This window comes from Thalassobacillus sp. C254, assembly GCF_001310615.1.
In genome coordinates this window covers 398502-413703 of the sequence record NZ_BAXQ01000001.1, presented here as the reverse complement: position 1 = coordinate 413703, position 15202 = coordinate 398502, and the positions used below count along the sequence as shown (strand labels likewise).

The following is a 15202-nucleotide window of genomic DNA, read 5'->3' as shown; positions in this document are numbered from 1 at the left end:
AAAGAGTTGTTTTTTTTAAGCGATATGATAATCTATCTAATAACCTTTTTAATTGCTAAATAGAATGATGAGGAGTCATTACGTATAGATAAGGAGGTGTCTGTGTGCTAAAAGATTTTTTCTCTAAAAAAAGAAAGTATGCCACGGTTCCATCTGAACGAGAACAACCGAGGAAGATGAATGAAGGAGTTATGACAAAGTGCCCTGAATGCAAAACGATCGTGTATTCAAAAGAGTTAAAGAAAAATGACATGGTCTGTCAAAGTTGTGCACATCATTTTTCTATGACTGCTTACGAACGAATCGAGTGTATATGTGATGAAGGCACCTTTGTAGAATTAAACGGGTATTTGTCATCTGCCAATCCACTTTCTTTTCCTGACTATGAAGAGAAGCTTGAAAAAGATAAACAAAAAACAGAATTAAATGAAGCGATCGTTACGGGAGAAGGGTTAATTCAGGGGTATCGCTGCATTATTAGTGTAATGGATTCAAGGTTTCGAATGGGAAGTATGGGCTCTGTGGTCGGAGAGAAAATTACACGTGCAATAGAACAGGCCATTGATAAGCGGCTTCCATTTATTATGTTTTCTGCTTCAGGAGGAGCTCGGATGCAGGAAGGTGTACTAAGCTTGATGCAAATGGCAAAAACGAGCTCTGCATTGAGAAGACTGTCAGAAGAAGGCCTTTTATATATTTCTGTATTTACTCACCCGACAACAGGCGGTGTTTCTGCCAGCTTTGCCTCCTTAGGAGATTATAACCTTTCAGAACCAAAGGCTTTAATTGGGTTTGCCGGAAGAAGAATTATCGAGCAGACCATTAGAGAGGAGCTTCCGCAAGACTTTCAAACTGCAGAGTTTTTATTAAAACACGGACAGCTCGATAAAGTGGTACCAGGGGGGAAATGCGGGAAACTCTGGCAAAAATACTAGACCTGCATACGCCGGATACAGAGTAAGGAGGTGGAAGCATTGAATGGCAACTTGCCTTTTGAAAAACCAGTGGTTGAATTAAGAGAGAAAATCAAAGAGCTTAAATCCTTTACCGAAGAAAAAGATATCGATTTAAGCGGTGAAATTGAAACATTGGAAGCACGGCTTGTTCAGCTGGAAAAAGATGTATATGGAAACCTGAAGCCGTGGGAGCGGGTGCAAATTGCCCGTCACGGGGAAAGGCCTACAACTATGGAATACATAGAAGAGTTGTTCACGGACTTTCTTGAACTCCATGGAGACCGTCTTTATGGAGACGATGAAGCTATCGTTGGCGGAATTGCGAAGTACAAGGGCCGCCCTGTTACGGTAGTGGGTCATCAACGGGGAAAGGATACTAAAGAAAATATCCGCAGAAACTTTGGTATGCCCCACCCTGAAGGTTATCGAAAAGCGATACGGCTTATGAAGCAAGCCGAAAAATTTAACAGACCTATTATTTGTTTTATTGATACGAAAGGAGCCTTTCCCGGCAAAGCAGCAGAAGAGAGAGGCCAAAGTGAAGCAATTGCGCGCAATCTGTTTGAAATGGCTGGATTGACTGTTCCTGTCGTCTGTATTGTTATTGGAGAAGGGGGAAGTGGCGGAGCCTTGCCCTAGGTGTAGGCAACCATATTCATATGCTGGAAAACTCCACATACTCTGTCATCTCACCGGAAGGTGCAGCTTCTATTTTGTGGAAAGACTCCTCCTACGCCCAAAAAGCAGCAGAAACAATGAGGATTACAGCACCGGATTTAAAAGAGTTAGGTATCCTGGAGGAAGTGATTTCTGAGATACAAGGTGGAGCGCACCAGGATTTAAAGAAACAGGCTGCCTTGATTGATGAGACTCTGTCTCGATCATTAGAAGAACTTTCATCTCTGAAACCTGAAGAACTTGTTTCTCAGCGCTATGAGAAATACAAAGCAATTGGACAGTTAGCTGATGACAACGTCATAATAGACAGTTAAATTTGGAAAGTGCTTACTCGTAGCAAGAGAAGCACTTTTTTCTTTGCATGAAAGGCTTTACAAATGATTAAATGTTATAGGGATGTATGAAAGTTGTTTTCATTTCCCTGATAAATGGGGAAAAATGGATAGGGTCAGCCTTTTTTTGTACAATAAAGAAAAGATAACCGAGGAGGTTAATAATGAAGCGTATTGGAGTACTTACCAGCGGTGGAGACTCTCCTGGAATGAATGCAGCGGTCAGAGCTGTTGTTCGTAAAGCAATCTTTAATAATGTAGAGGTATACGGAATTTATTATGGATATGCCGGTTTAATTTCAGGAGACATAAAAAAATTGGAAATTGGTGACGTAGGTGATATTATTCACCGAGGCGGCACTATGCTTTATACAGCTCGCTGTGAGGAGTTTAAAACAGAAGAGGGCAGAGAGAAAGCCGTCGCGCAATTGAAAGAATTAGGTATTGAAGGTTTGGTTGTGATTGGAGGAGACGGTTCTTTCAGAGGAGCTGAAAAATTATCTGAACTAGGGTTTCCTACCATAGGTGTGCCGGGAACTATTGATAATGACATCCCTGGTACTGATTTTACCATTGGCTTTGACACAGCTCTCAACACAGTAATCGATGCAATTGACAAAATCAGGGATACGGCAACTTCTCATGAGAGAACGTATGTAGTGGAAGTGATGGGTAGAGATGCGGGCGACCTTGCTTTATGGGCAGGGCTGGCCGATGGAGCGGAATCTATTATCATTCCTGAAGAGCCCTTTAATATGGACAAGATTGTTGAGCGCCTAAAAAGAGGACATGAACGTGGGAAAAAGCACAGTATTATAATCGTAGCAGAAGGCGTGGGCAGCGGGCCTGAATTTGGTAAAAAAATTCAGGACGCCACGAGCTTTGAGACCAGAGTTACGGTACTTGGCCATATACAGCGGGGCGGATCGCTACCGGCTTTGACCGAGTACTGGCAAGCCGACTTGGCGGAAAGGCAGTTGAAATTCTATTAGAGGGTGCAGCAGGCAGATGGTCGGTATTAAAAATAACAAGGAATATTACCAGTCTATCTCTGCAGCCTTATCGGAGAAGCGTGAACTAGACCTTGAACTGTACCGGCTTTCTCAGGAACTTTCAATTTAAGGATCACAGCAGGTAAGCGAATAAGTAATCGGGTATAGATAAAAGGAGGATAACATGAGAAAAACGAAAATTGTATGTACTATCGGTCCAGCCAGTGAACAGGTTGATACGCTGGTAAAGCTGATTGAAGCAGGCATGAATGTTGCACGCTTGAACTTTTCCCACGGCGATTTTGAGGAACACGGCGCGCGTATCAAAAATATTCGTGAAGCTTCAAAAAGAACAGGGAAAACCGTTGCTATTCTATTGGACACAAAAGGACCGGAAATCCGCACTCATACCATGGAAAACGGAGCTATTCATCTAGAAAAAGGGCAGGACCTTCTTGTTTCAACAGATGAGGTTATTGGAACACCTGAAAAGATTTCTGTTACTTATAAAGGGATTACAAATGATTTGGAAAAAGGAAAGAAAATTCTCCTTGATGATGGTTTAATTGAACTTGAGGTTCTGGAAGTCAGAGACACAGAAGTCCTTACAAGGGTGCTAAACAATGGGGAACTTAAAAATAAGAAAGGAGTTAATCTTCCTAATGTGAAGCTTAACTTGCCTGGAATAACAGAAAAGGATGCTGAGGATATCGTTTTTGGCATTGAACAAAAAGTAGATTTCATTGCAGCGTCTTTTGTCCGGAGAGCCGAAGACGTCCTTGAAATCCGTGAACTTCTTGAACAAAGGAAAGGAGAAGACATTCACATCATCCCAAAGATTGAAAACCAGGAAGGCATTGATAATATTAATGAAATTCTGGAGGTTTCTGACGGTCTGATGGTTGCCCGTGGAGACATGGGTGTAGAGATTCCGCCTGAAGAGGTTCCTCTTGTTCAAAAAAGCTTAATCAAGAAGTGTAATACGATTGCAAAACCGGTGATAACAGCCACACAAATGCTTGATTCTATGCAAAGAAACCCGCGGCCGACACGAGCAGAAGCAAGTGACGTAGCTAATGCTATTTTTGATGGCACGGATGCTATTATGCTGTCCGGGGAAACGGCGGCGGGAGATTACCCGGTGGAAGCCGTGCAGACGATGAGTGATATTGCTACACGAGCCGAATCTGCACTTGATTACAAAACAATTCTAGACAAGCGCACGAAAGAAAGCCGCACGTCTATTACGAACTCAATCAGTCAGTCTGTCTCTCATACAGCACTAAACCTAAATGCCTCCGCAATCCTTTCAGCTACAGAAAGCGGGCACACGGCAAGAATGGTTTCCAAGTATCGTCCTAAGTCCCGGATCATCGCTGTCACAAGCAATGAGCACGTGATGAGACGTCTTTCCCTTGTATGGGGAGTTATTCCAGTAATGGGGACTGAAGCAGCCAGCACTGATGAAATGCTTGATATTACCGTGCAGGAAGCATTGAAATCTGGAAATGTGGATCACGGGGACCTTGTAGTGATTACGGCTGGAGTCCCTGTTGGTGAATCAGGTACAACAAATATTATGAAAGTACACGTTATTGGTGAAATTGCAGCTAAAGGACAAGGCATTGGAAGAAAAACAGCTGCAGGGAAAGTGATTGTGGCAAGAACTGCAGAAGAAGCGAACCAAAAAGCGACACCAGGCTGCATTCTTGTGACCTACAGCACTGATAAAGAGTTAATGCCTGCTTTTGAAAAAGCTGCAGCTGTGATTACAGAAGAAGGCGGCCTCACTTCTCATGCAGCAGTGGTGGGAATTAATCTGGGGATTCCGGTTGTAGTTGGAGTGGAAAATGCTCTTCAGCTTTTCGAGGATGGAGAAGAAGTAACGATAGATAGTGCACATGGAGATATTTATAGAGGGCACGCCAGTGTGCTCTAATACATGGGAGAAGGCAGATGCCTTCTCCTTTTTCCTGAGCTCTGTGAAAGGCGAATGGTTTATTTTTATAAATCCTTTGATTATAGATAAACGCTCGAGGCGCCTTGAAGAATACTATGAGTCGAAGATCACGCAGGCAGTTTTCCCTAGGAAGGCAATGCTCCGGGAATAGAAGACAACTGAATGCCGCATTTACTTCAGGTGTAAGGGAAGCGTTCTTTCGCAAAAGCCACCAACAATATGTAACAAAGCTAAAGAGAAACCCGGGTAAAACTTAGGAATAAGAAATGATAAAAGGTATACTTGGGTATAGGTAAGATCACTCTTCAAAGGGAAGAACAAGAAAGCGGGGAACAAACATGGGGAAAATATTAGTCTTGTTATTGATTATAGTGCCGGCCTTGGAAATCGGCGTACTGCTTCTTTCAGGAAATTACCTTGGCGTATGGCTACAGTTCTTCTTGTTATTTTAACAGGTGTGCTTGGCGCATGGCTTGCCAAAAGAGAAGGCCTGCAAACCATTCGCACAGCACAGCTGCAAATGCAGCAGGGTGAGGTACCGAGCAATCTGATTTTGGACGGCCTCTGCATTCTTGTGGGCGGGGTGGTACTTCTTACGCCTGGGTTTATAACCGACGCCATCGGCTTTTTACTATTAATTCCTTTCACAAGAGGGTATTTTAAGGGTGTGTTCCAGAGAGTATTCTCAAAGCTTACCCAATCAGGAAACATCGTGTTCATACGCAGGAAATGAAGCGGTTCTTCCTGGCGCTACAAAAGTGAAGTGATTTATAAAGTGTGGTACGATAAATGAGAAAGTCTATGGGGAAGGATGTTACAACAACTTGATATCACAGGCAACAATATTCATGCTTATCCTGCTGGCCATAGGAGTAATCGGAAAGAACCAATCCCTTGTTGTGGCAATCCTGGTATTACTGGCACTGAAATGGACTGGTGCAGGAGACAAGGTGTTTCCTTTTATGCAGGCAAAAGGGATTAATATAGCAGTCACCATTTTAACAATAGCTGTCCTTGTTCCTATCGTAACCGGTGAAATCGGCTTTAAGCAGTTAGGTGATGCAATGAAGTCAGTTTATGCCTGGGTAGCCCTGGGAGCAGGAATTACAGTCGCTCTTATTGCAAAGGGAGGAGTAGATCTTCTTCAGAACGACCCTCATATTACTGCTGCGCTTGTGATTGGGACGATACTGGCAGTTGCTCTTTTCAACGGTGTAGCTGTAGGCCCTTTAATTGGTGCAGGAATAGCTTATTATGCAATGAAAGCGGTGGAGATTTTTCAGGCGGAGGCGGCTGAAAAAGGCAGAAGCAGGAGCGGGCAGAAACCAAAGTACTGGTATTCTCCCGCAATCGAAATTTATCTGAATAATTTAATTAGTTAAACTTTTTAGAGAGTTAAAGTTAATTCTCATGAATAAGTTCACAAAAGTTTAAAAAATGTTTATAATTGATACTGGGTGTAATGTTCTTCCTACATAGCCTATTGATTAAGCACGTTCAATTAGGCGGGGTGCATGAAGGAACGGCTTAGGGTCGAATTCTTCCTGAAACAGACTAAGCAGTCTAAACTCTTCGGTTACGTAGGTATGATAGGGTTTTCCCTTGCTGAACGTGAAAATGTAAGCATTTACGATTTTCAAACCTTTTGGAAATCGCAAACTTTTTCGGTGAAGGAGAGGTTGAAATGAGCACAACTCGTGGTCTTGAAGGCGTTGTTGCAACAACTTCCAGTGTTAGTTCAATTATCGATGATGTATTAACTTATCAAGGGTATGACATTGATGATTTAACTGATAATGCTAGCTTTGAGGAGGTTATTTACCTCCTTTGGAACGGTCGTCTGCCAAAGAAAGATGAATTGGAAGAGTTGACGAAAAATTTAGCAAGTGACATGGAAGTCCCTAAAGAAGTGTTTGACTATATGAAGTCTTACCCTATCGATAAGGTACACCCTATGGCAGCTCTTCGTACAGCTGTTTCACAGCTTGCTTTATACGACGAAGAAGCTGATGAAATGACTGAAGAGGCTAACCGTCGCAAAGCAATTCGCCTGCAAGCAAGAATTCCTGCAATCGTTACAGGCTTTGCCCGTATCAGAAATGGCAAGGAGCCTGTTTTGCCTAAAAAGGAACTCAGCTTTGCAGCAAACTTCTTATACATGCTTAATGGAGAAGAACCAGATGAAATTTCAGAAACTGCTTTTAACAAGGCGTTAGTCCTTCACGCTGATCATGAGCTTAATGCTTCTACTTTTACAGCTCGTGTGTGTGTAGCTACATTGTCAGATGTATACTCAGGTATTACTTCTGCCATCGGTGCCTTAAAAGGCCCGCTTCATGGGGGAGCAAATGAACGCGTCATGTCAACACTTATGGATATTGGAGAAGTTGACAATGTGGAACCATATATCCGTAAAGCTCTTGATAATAAAGAGAAGATTATGGGATTTGGACACCGGGTATACAAGAATGGGGACCCTAGAGCAAAACATTTGCGCGACATGTCCAAAAAGCTCACAAGTATCACTGGAGAGTCAAAATGGTATGATATGTCTGTAAAGGTAGAAGAAATGGTAGTGGGTGAAAAAGGCTTACTTCCTAACGTTGATTTCTATTCTGCTTCCGTGTATCACAGCCTGGGAATCGATCATGATTTGTTTACCCCTATCTTTGCAACGAGCCGTGTTTCTGGCTGGCTTGCCCATATTCTTGAGCAGTACAGCGATAATCGTTTAATTCGCCCAAGAGCTGAGTATGTCGGGCCTGACAAACAAGCGTACGTCCCTTTAAACGAACGCTAGTGTTTAAGAGAGAGTATTCTCTCTCTTACTACATATAGTAAGTAAGAATTTAAGACAGCTGGCTGCTAAACAAGTGATCAATCAGCTGAGCTCTTTTGTACCACCAAGAAATTAACAAGTTAACTATTAGCTAGGAGGAATGTAACAATGTCTAATGGAGAGAAGATTACCACAAATAATGGAGTTTTAAATGTACCTAATAACCTGTGATCCCTTTTATTGAAGGTGATGGAATCGGCCCGGATATTTGGGCAGCTGCACAGAAGTATTAGATGCGGCCGTTGAGAAAGCATATAATGGCGAGAAAAAAATTGAGTGGAAAGAAATCCTTGTAGGGGAAAAAGCCTACAACAACACAGGTGAGTGGCTTCCAGAGGAATCCCTGGACGCAATCCGTGAGTATCTGATTGCTATTAAAGGACCTTTAACAACTCCTATCGGAGGCGGGATTCGTTCTTTAAACGTAGCTCTTCGTCAAAAGCTTGACCTTTATACTTGCTTGCGCCCTGTACGCCACTTTACTAACGTTCCTTCTCCTGTTAAACGTCCAGAAGAGGTGGACATGGTAATTTTCCGTGAGAATACTGAGGATATTTATGCGGGGATTGAGTTTAAAGAAGGCACGGATGATGTGAAAAAAGTAGTTGATTTTCTAATTAACGAAATGGGCTCTAACAATATTCGTTTCCCAGAAACTTCTGGTATCGGAATTAAGCCTGTATCAAAAGAGGGTACAGAGCGAATCGTTCGTTCTGCTATTAACTATGCCCTTCAAGAAGGCCGCAAAAGCGTAACACTTGTTCATAAAGGAAACATCATGAAGTTTACAGAAGGCGCATTTAAGAACTGGGGCTACGAGCTTGCTGAGCGCGAGTTTGGGGATAAAGTATTTACTTGGGCTCAGTACGATGAAATTGTAGAAAGAGAAGGAAAAGAAGCAGCTAATAACGCACAAGACGAAGCTGAAAAAGCTGGAAAGATTATCATTAAAGACTCTATTGCTGATATCTTCTTACAGCAAATCCTAACTCGTCCAAAGGACCATGATGTAGTGGCTACAATGAACTTAAACGGAGACTATATTTCTGATGCTTTGGCAGCACAGGTTGGCGGCATCGGTATCGCTCCTGGAGCAAACATTAACTACGATACCGGCCATGCGATTTTTGAAGCCACTCATGGAACTGCACCTAAATACGCCGGCCTTAACAAAGTAAATCCTTCTTCTGTTATTTTGTCTGGGGAATTATTGCTCCGTCATCTTGGCTGGACAGAAGCTGCTGAATTAATCTTAGGTGCAATGGATAAGACAATTGAAAGCAAAGTAGTTACCTATGACTTTGCACGCCTAATGGATGGTGCAAAAGAAGTTAAGACTTCTGAGTTCGGTGAAGAGCTAATTAAAAATATGTAATTCTTGGGGAGGTACTGCACATGGCAATTAAACGCAGAAAAGTATCTGTGATCGGCGGAGGTTTTACTGGTGCAACGACAGCTAATGGTTGCTCAGAAGGAATTAGGAGACGTAGTGCTTGTGGACATTCCTGATATGGAAGGACCAACAAAGGGGAAAGCACTTGATATGCTCGAATCTATCCAGTTCAAGGAGTTGATTCCAACGTAGTCGGGACATCAAAATATGAAGACACTGCTGGATCTGATGTAGTTGTTATTACTGCAGGTATTGCAAGAAAACCTGGCATGAGCCGTGATGACCTTGTAAATACAAATGCAAAAATCATGAAGTCAGTGACAAAAGAAGTAGTAAAGTATTCCCCTGATTGTTATATCATAGTACTTACTAATCCTGCTGACGCTATGACGTATACTGTGTTTAAAGAGTCAGGTTTCCCTAAAAACCGCGTAATGGGACAATCCGGTGTACTGGATACTGCACGTTTCCGTACCTTTGTCGCTCAAGAACTGAATATTTCTGTCGAAGATATCCAGGGATTTGTTCTAGGGGGGCATGGAGACGACATGGTACCATTAATTCGCTATTCAAGTGCGGGGGGAGTTCCTTTAACTAAGCTTCTGCCTCAAGATCGTATTGATGCGATTGTAGAACGCACTCGAAAAGGCGGCGGGGAAATCGTTCAGCTTTTAGGCAACGGAAGTGCCTATTATGCGCCAGCTGCCTCCTTGACTCAAATGGTTGAGGCCATTTTGAAAGACAAGAAACGTGTTCTTCCATCAATAGCTTACCTTGAAGGGGAGTATGGATATGAAGACTTGTATGTCGGAGTTCCTACCATTCTAGGTGGCGATGGTGTAGAAAAAATTATTGAGCTGGACCTTACTGAGGAAGAAGCAACAGAGCTTTCTAAGTCAGTAGAATCTGTAAAAAGCGTGATGACTGCATTACCAAAAGATTAATAAGCAAAGCTTGTCCGGGAAGTTTTCCGGGCAAGCTTTTTTTTCGTATTCAGTCAACTGTCTAAATGTCCTTAGCGCATAGAAGGGAAGAAGGAGAGTATTGTTTATCTATAATAAGGATAGTAAGATAAAGAAAGAAAAGGGGATTATATTTCTTGCCGTTAAGATCATGTTCTGGTGACAGGGGTGCCAGAAACAGATGGAGGAGAATTACATATTATGGCTCAGCGGTTACTTGTAGTAGATGATGAAGAGTCGATTGTTACCTTGATTAAATTTAACCTTGAACAAGCAGGATACAAGGTAGACACAGCTATGGACGGTTCAGAGGCTTTTAGTAAGGCACAGAATCAAGAGTTTGACCTTATCGTACTTGATTTAATGATACCTGAAATGGACGGACTTGAAGTGTGCAGGCAAATTAGACAAGAGAAGATTAATACTCCCATCTTAATGGTGACAGCAAAAGATGAGGAATTCGATAAAGTACTAGGCCTGGAGCTTGGTGCTGATGATTACATGACCAAGCCGTTCAGTCCCCGGGAACTCGTAGCAAGGGTCAGAGCAATATTAAGAAGAGTTGAAAACAGAAGTAATAATAGTTCCTATGGAAACCAAGGATCCAAGGAAGAAATCAAAATTGGTCATTTGCTAATATACCCTGAAAATTATCAAGCCTTGGTTAATAAAGAGCCATTAGAATTAACACCTAAAGAATTTGAGCTGCTTCTTTATTTAGCTGTGAATAAAGAAAGGGTACTTACCCGGGATCAGCTGTTAAACGCTGTCTGGAACTATGAATTTGTTGGAGATACGAGAATTGTGGATGTGCATATCAGTCATCTTAGAGAAAAAATTGAACCTAATACAAAAAAGCCTGTGTATATTAAAACCGTGAGAGGTCTTGGATATAAATTAGAGGAGCCTTCTTCCTTATGAAAAAACTTAGAACAAGATTAATGATAGGCTTTCTCTCTGTCATTTTTCTTGTCCTTGTTATTCTAGGTTTCTTAGTGGGCGAAGTCGTAAAAAGCTCCTACCTGGACCAGCTTACAGATAGACTTGAGAGAGAAGCCGAGCTGGCAGCTCTAACGATTTCTGAACGAGGTGGTGATGAGTGGCAGTCCCTTGCTGTAGACATTAGCGAGAGCCTTGGGACTAGAGTCACCATATTGAACTCAGAAGGCACAGTCATTGGCGAATCAGAGAGAACACCGGTGGGAATGGAAAATCATTCAGACCGCCCTGAAATCATGAATGCGGGAGAAAGCGGTACTCACCATGTTCGTTATAGTACGACGGTTGGGCAGAACTTCTTTACTTTGCACTTCCTCTTGAATTAAATGGAGAGGTGGAGGGATATTTAAGACTTGGGCTGCCCGTAGAGCATGTAAATGAAATGAATCGTCAGATCTGGATTTTTATTGGACTTACATTTACTGTCGCTTTTTTCGTTATTCTATCCCTCAATTACCGGATTGCCAGCCAGCTTACGAAGCCTATCGGCCAAGTAACAAAGGTTGCAAATGAGTTAGCAAAAGGGAACTTTAACGCCAGAACGTATTCTGGGTCAAAGGATGAAGTCGGACAGCTTACGAGATCCATTAATGTTCTTGCTTATAACCTGGGTCAGATTACAAAAAGGTATCAGACGCAGCAGGAGCGTTTAGAGGCTTTAATTGATAATATGGGCAGCGGATTAATATTTATTAATGATCGTGGTGATATTACACTCATAAATCAGGCTTGTAAGGACATTTTTAATGAAAATACAGATGAATGGCAGGATGTTTTGTATTATGAAGTGATTCATGAAAAAGAGTTAATAAAATTCATTCAAAGTGTTCTCTTAACTGAGCAAAAAGACAGACAGCAGGTAACCATTCTGCTCCTTTGGAGATGAAATATTATGACGTTTACGGAGCACCGGTCATTGGTGCACGTAATAAACTGCGAGGAATTGTTCTGGTTCTTCATGACATCTCCGAGCTGAAAAAATTAGAACAAGTACGAAAAGATTTTGTTGCTAATGTTTCTCATGAATTAAGAACCCTGTTACCTCTGTAAAGGGATTCGCTGAAACTCTACTTGATGGTGCCATGGAAAACCCTGAGCTTAGGAAACAATTTCTTGATATTATTTGGAAAGAAAGTGACCGGCTGCAGGACTTGATAAGTGAGCTGCTGGAGCTGTCAAAGATTGAGCAGGAGCACTTCCAGCTGCATGTACAGCAGGTAAATATTGCAGCCCTTACTAAGGAAGTGACAGATCTTCTTCTCCCTAAGGCCAAAGAGAAAGATATCACTGTAACTAGTAAGGGAGATGGAAAAGCTCTTATGAATGGAGACCCTGCTCGCTTAAAACAAATTTTAATAAATATTATTAATAATTCCATTGTTTACACCCCTGTTAAAGGCAACATTCTTGTGGAAGTAACGAGTGAAGACAAACAGATCAAGGTCTCAGTTACTGATACTGGCATAGGGATTAGTCAAGAACATATAAAACGAATTTTTGAACGCTTTTACAGAATAGAAAAAGCAAGAAGCCGAAATTCAGGAGGGACAGGACTGGGATTAGCCATTGTTAAACACCTGGTAGAGGCTCATCAAGGGAAAATTGAAGTAGATAGCACATTAGGTAAAGGGACCACATTTACTCTAACCTTTCCAAAAGAATTGATATAATGTAAACTTTACCTAATCTTTACTTTCTCTTCATATCTCCTTAACAAATTAACGGTAGGATAATAATAGAACGGCTCATAATTCCCTTTATTGGACGAAAGCCCCCCTTGGCTTTCGTCCTAATTTGTGTCTGAATAGTACTTCACGTGTAAAAAATCCATATTCAGTAAAAGGTTTTCATAATTTAGGAGAAAATTTGATAGAAACATAGGACCCTACTCTTCTTTGTTCTATAATAGAAAGGTATATCTTATTTATAAAAAAGAGATGAACTACATAAATAGGATACATAAGGTTGTAAGGAAAGACAGGGGGAATGAAGTGGTAACCATTAAGCAGTTAATCCTAGGTTTTTTGCACTGATTGGGGTTGTTATCTTAGCTTTATTTTTAATTACAGGCTGGTATACGGTCGATGAATCAGAACAAGCAGCATTAATTACCTTTGGAGCAGTGGAAGAAACAGTCTCCGAGCCAGGTCTGAACTTTAAGCTGCCTTGGCCGGTGCAAAGAGTAGAAATACTTCCTATTTCTACGAACAGCCTAAGGGTTGGGTATGTGGAAGAGGATGGAGAAGTGACCGAATACACAGATGAGGCAAAAATGATCACCGGGGATGAAAATATCCTATTTGCCGATTTAGTCGTGCAATGGAGAATAACGGATGTGGAGAGGTATTTATTTAACGTCGATGATCCTGAACGAATCTTACATAACGCTACCTCTGCATCTTTACGTGGGGTCATTGGAAGCTCACTAATCGATGATGTATTAACAGATCAACGGCCGGAAGTAGAAGGAAAAGTCTTTGATAATTTAACTGGACTTATTGATCGCTATGACATTGGGATCACCGTCCTCGATGTAAAGCTTCAGGACGTAGAGCTTCCAACTGAGGAGGTAAGACGTGCCTTTACTGAAGTGACAGATGCGAGAGAAGAACGGTTAACAAAGATTAATCAGGCTAATAGATACCGTAACCAGGAAATAAATGAAGCTGAAGGGGAACAGGATGCGATAATTTCCCGTGCTGAGGGACAGCGAGCAGAAAGAATAGAAAGAGCCAGAGGGGATGCTTCACGTTTTAACGCTCTCTACGAAGAATATCAAAATAACCCTGAAGTTACGAGGCAGAGACTTGTTTTAGAAACACTCGAAGATGTGCTTCCTGGCACAGATATTTTTATACTGGACAGCAATCAGGACACAGTAAACTACTTGCCTCTTCGTCCTATGGAGCAACGTGAAGAGGAAGCTGTACTGGCTGATCAAGGAAGAAGCAATGATTCGGAGGAAGTGGAAGAGCCTGAAGAACCTGTGGAAGAGCCTGATGAGGAAGAACTACAGGAAAACGTAGATGAAGAAGAACCAGATTCAGTGGAAGAAGACGAACAGGAGGAAGGAGGGAACAGCTGATGGCAGACAATAATATAGTGAACTTTAACGAAAAAAGAGGGCCTGAAAATATAGGGAAATGGATTAAGAAGGCTATTGTCCTTGTTGTTTTGCTTGCCCTTCTAATCATAGGAATTTCTAACCTGTTTATCGTGGAACAAGGGGAGTACAAAGTAGTCCGGCAGTTTGGAGAGGTTGTGAGAATTGAAGAGGAGCCGGGACTTAATGTGAAAATCCCATTTATCCAGACTGTTTCTTCTCTTCCAAAATATCAAATGAGCTACGATGTCAATCCTGCTGAAATAAACACAAGGGATAAAAAGAGAATGCTGGTTGATAATTATGCTGTATGGCGTGTAGAGGACCCACGGGCTATGATTGGAAACGCCAGAACCATAGAAAACGCAGAATCCATTATGTCTAATTTTATTTTTTCAGTCATTAGGGCAGAATTAGGGCAGATGGATTATGATGAAATAATAAATGAGGAAGAGTCGGGCCGGGGTGACTTTAATGAACGGGTGACAGAAAGAGTCAATGAGCTTCTAGCCCGTGATAATTATGGCATTATTATTACAGATGTAAGGATGAAGAGAACGGACCTTCCTGAAGACAATGAGCTGGCTATTCATCGGCGGATGATCTCTGAACGGGAGTCTACAGCACAGGAGTACCTTTCACAAGGGGATGCAGAGGCCAACCGTATACGTGCAAATACGGACCGGGAAGTCCAGGAGATAATCTCAACGGCAGAAGCGGATGCAAGTGAGATTATTGGTGAAGGTGAAGCAGAAGCAGCCAGAGTTTATAATGCGGCTTTTGGAAGGGACACGGAATTTTATGAACTATACCGTACTCTTGAAAGCTACCGTACGACAATTGAAGATGAAACGGTCATTACTTTGCCAGCTGATTCACCATATGCCGAATACTGATGGGTTATATTGACTAAGTTAAAAAGCTCTCTTCCTATAACAGGCAGAGAGCTTTTTAAAACGACTGGCAAACGAAAAACAGAATGAGTTCC

General features: G+C 41.9%; 10 protein-coding genes and 6 pseudogenes. All 16 read left to right on the top strand.

What is annotated here, in order from left to right:
* Nucleotides 1–104: 104 nt before the first annotated feature.
* A pseudogene (gene accD / locus JCM19033_RS02280) lies at nt 105–961 on the top strand (acetyl-CoA carboxylase, carboxyltransferase subunit beta).
* A gap of 13 nt (nt 962–974) precedes the next feature.
* Nucleotides 975–1948 (top strand): annotated as a pseudogene (accA, locus tag JCM19033_RS02275) (acetyl-CoA carboxylase carboxyl transferase subunit alpha).
* A gap of 182 nt (nt 1949–2130) precedes the next feature.
* Nucleotides 2131–3088 (top strand): annotated as a pseudogene (gene pfkA, locus JCM19033_RS02270) (6-phosphofructokinase).
* A gap of 54 nt (nt 3089–3142) precedes the next feature.
* On the top strand, nt 3143–4897 hold the full coding sequence (gene pyk, locus JCM19033_RS02265; RefSeq protein ID WP_054635112.1) for a pyruvate kinase: 1755 nt from the start codon (nt 3143–3145) through the stop codon (nt 4895–4897).
* 445 nt (nt 4898–5342) lie between these two features.
* Nucleotides 5343–5651, top strand: a complete 309-nt coding sequence (locus JCM19033_RS02255) for an FxsA family protein (RefSeq protein ID WP_374701188.1) — start codon at nt 5343–5345, stop codon at nt 5649–5651.
* A gap of 91 nt (nt 5652–5742) precedes the next feature.
* Nucleotides 5743–6198, top strand: a pseudogene (locus JCM19033_RS02250) (DUF441 domain-containing protein); the annotation flags it as partial.
* Nucleotides 6199–6602: 404 nt separating this feature from the next.
* Nucleotides 6603–7718 carry a citrate synthase gene (gene citZ / locus JCM19033_RS02245; protein ID WP_054635110.1) on the top strand — a complete coding sequence of 372 codons (1116 nt, stop codon included), beginning with the start codon at nt 6603–6605 and terminating at the stop codon, nt 7716–7718.
* A 147-nt stretch (nt 7719–7865) separates the two neighbouring features.
* Nucleotides 7866–9132: pseudogene (gene icd, locus JCM19033_RS02240) on the top strand (NADP-dependent isocitrate dehydrogenase).
* A 20-nt stretch (nt 9133–9152) separates the two neighbouring features.
* Nucleotides 9153–10094, top strand: a pseudogene (mdh, locus tag JCM19033_RS02235) (malate dehydrogenase).
* Between the two features lie 219 nt (nt 10095–10313).
* Entirely contained in the window at nt 10314–11033 is a 720-nt protein-coding gene (locus JCM19033_RS02230; RefSeq protein ID WP_054635156.1) for a response regulator transcription factor, read from the top strand.
* Nucleotides 11030–11437, top strand: coding sequence for a hypothetical protein (locus JCM19033_RS24905; RefSeq protein WP_269757917.1), 408 nt, complete (start codon nt 11030–11032; stop codon nt 11435–11437). The genes JCM19033_RS02230 and JCM19033_RS24905 overlap by 4 nt, the downstream gene beginning before the upstream one ends.
* Nucleotides 11438–11445: 8 nt before the next feature.
* Complete coding sequence (locus JCM19033_RS24900; protein ID WP_269757916.1) at nt 11446–11997, top strand: HAMP domain-containing protein; 552 nt, start codon at nt 11446–11448, stop codon at nt 11995–11997.
* Nucleotides 11994–12161, top strand: a complete 168-nt coding sequence (locus JCM19033_RS24895; RefSeq protein WP_269757915.1) for a hypothetical protein — start codon at nt 11994–11996, stop codon at nt 12159–12161. Before JCM19033_RS24900 ends, JCM19033_RS24895 begins: the two co-directional genes overlap by 4 nt.
* A gap of 32 nt (nt 12162–12193) precedes the next feature.
* A complete protein-coding gene (locus tag JCM19033_RS24890; RefSeq protein WP_269757913.1) occupies nt 12194–12781 on the top strand; it encodes a cell wall metabolism sensor histidine kinase WalK in 588 nt (195 codons plus the stop codon).
* A gap of 452 nt (nt 12782–13233) precedes the next feature.
* The gene (gene hflK, locus JCM19033_RS02220; protein ID WP_306301191.1) at nt 13234–14196 is read left to right on the top strand and encodes an FtsH protease activity modulator HflK; all 963 of its coding nucleotides are present in this window, start codon (nt 13234–13236) and stop codon (nt 14194–14196) included.
* The gene (gene hflC / locus JCM19033_RS02215; protein ID WP_157049702.1) at nt 14196–15110 is read left to right on the top strand and encodes a protease modulator HflC; all 915 of its coding nucleotides are present in this window, start codon (nt 14196–14198) and stop codon (nt 15108–15110) included. Before hflK ends, hflC begins: the two co-directional genes overlap by 1 nt.
* The last annotated feature ends 92 nt before the right edge of the window (nt 15111–15202 follow it).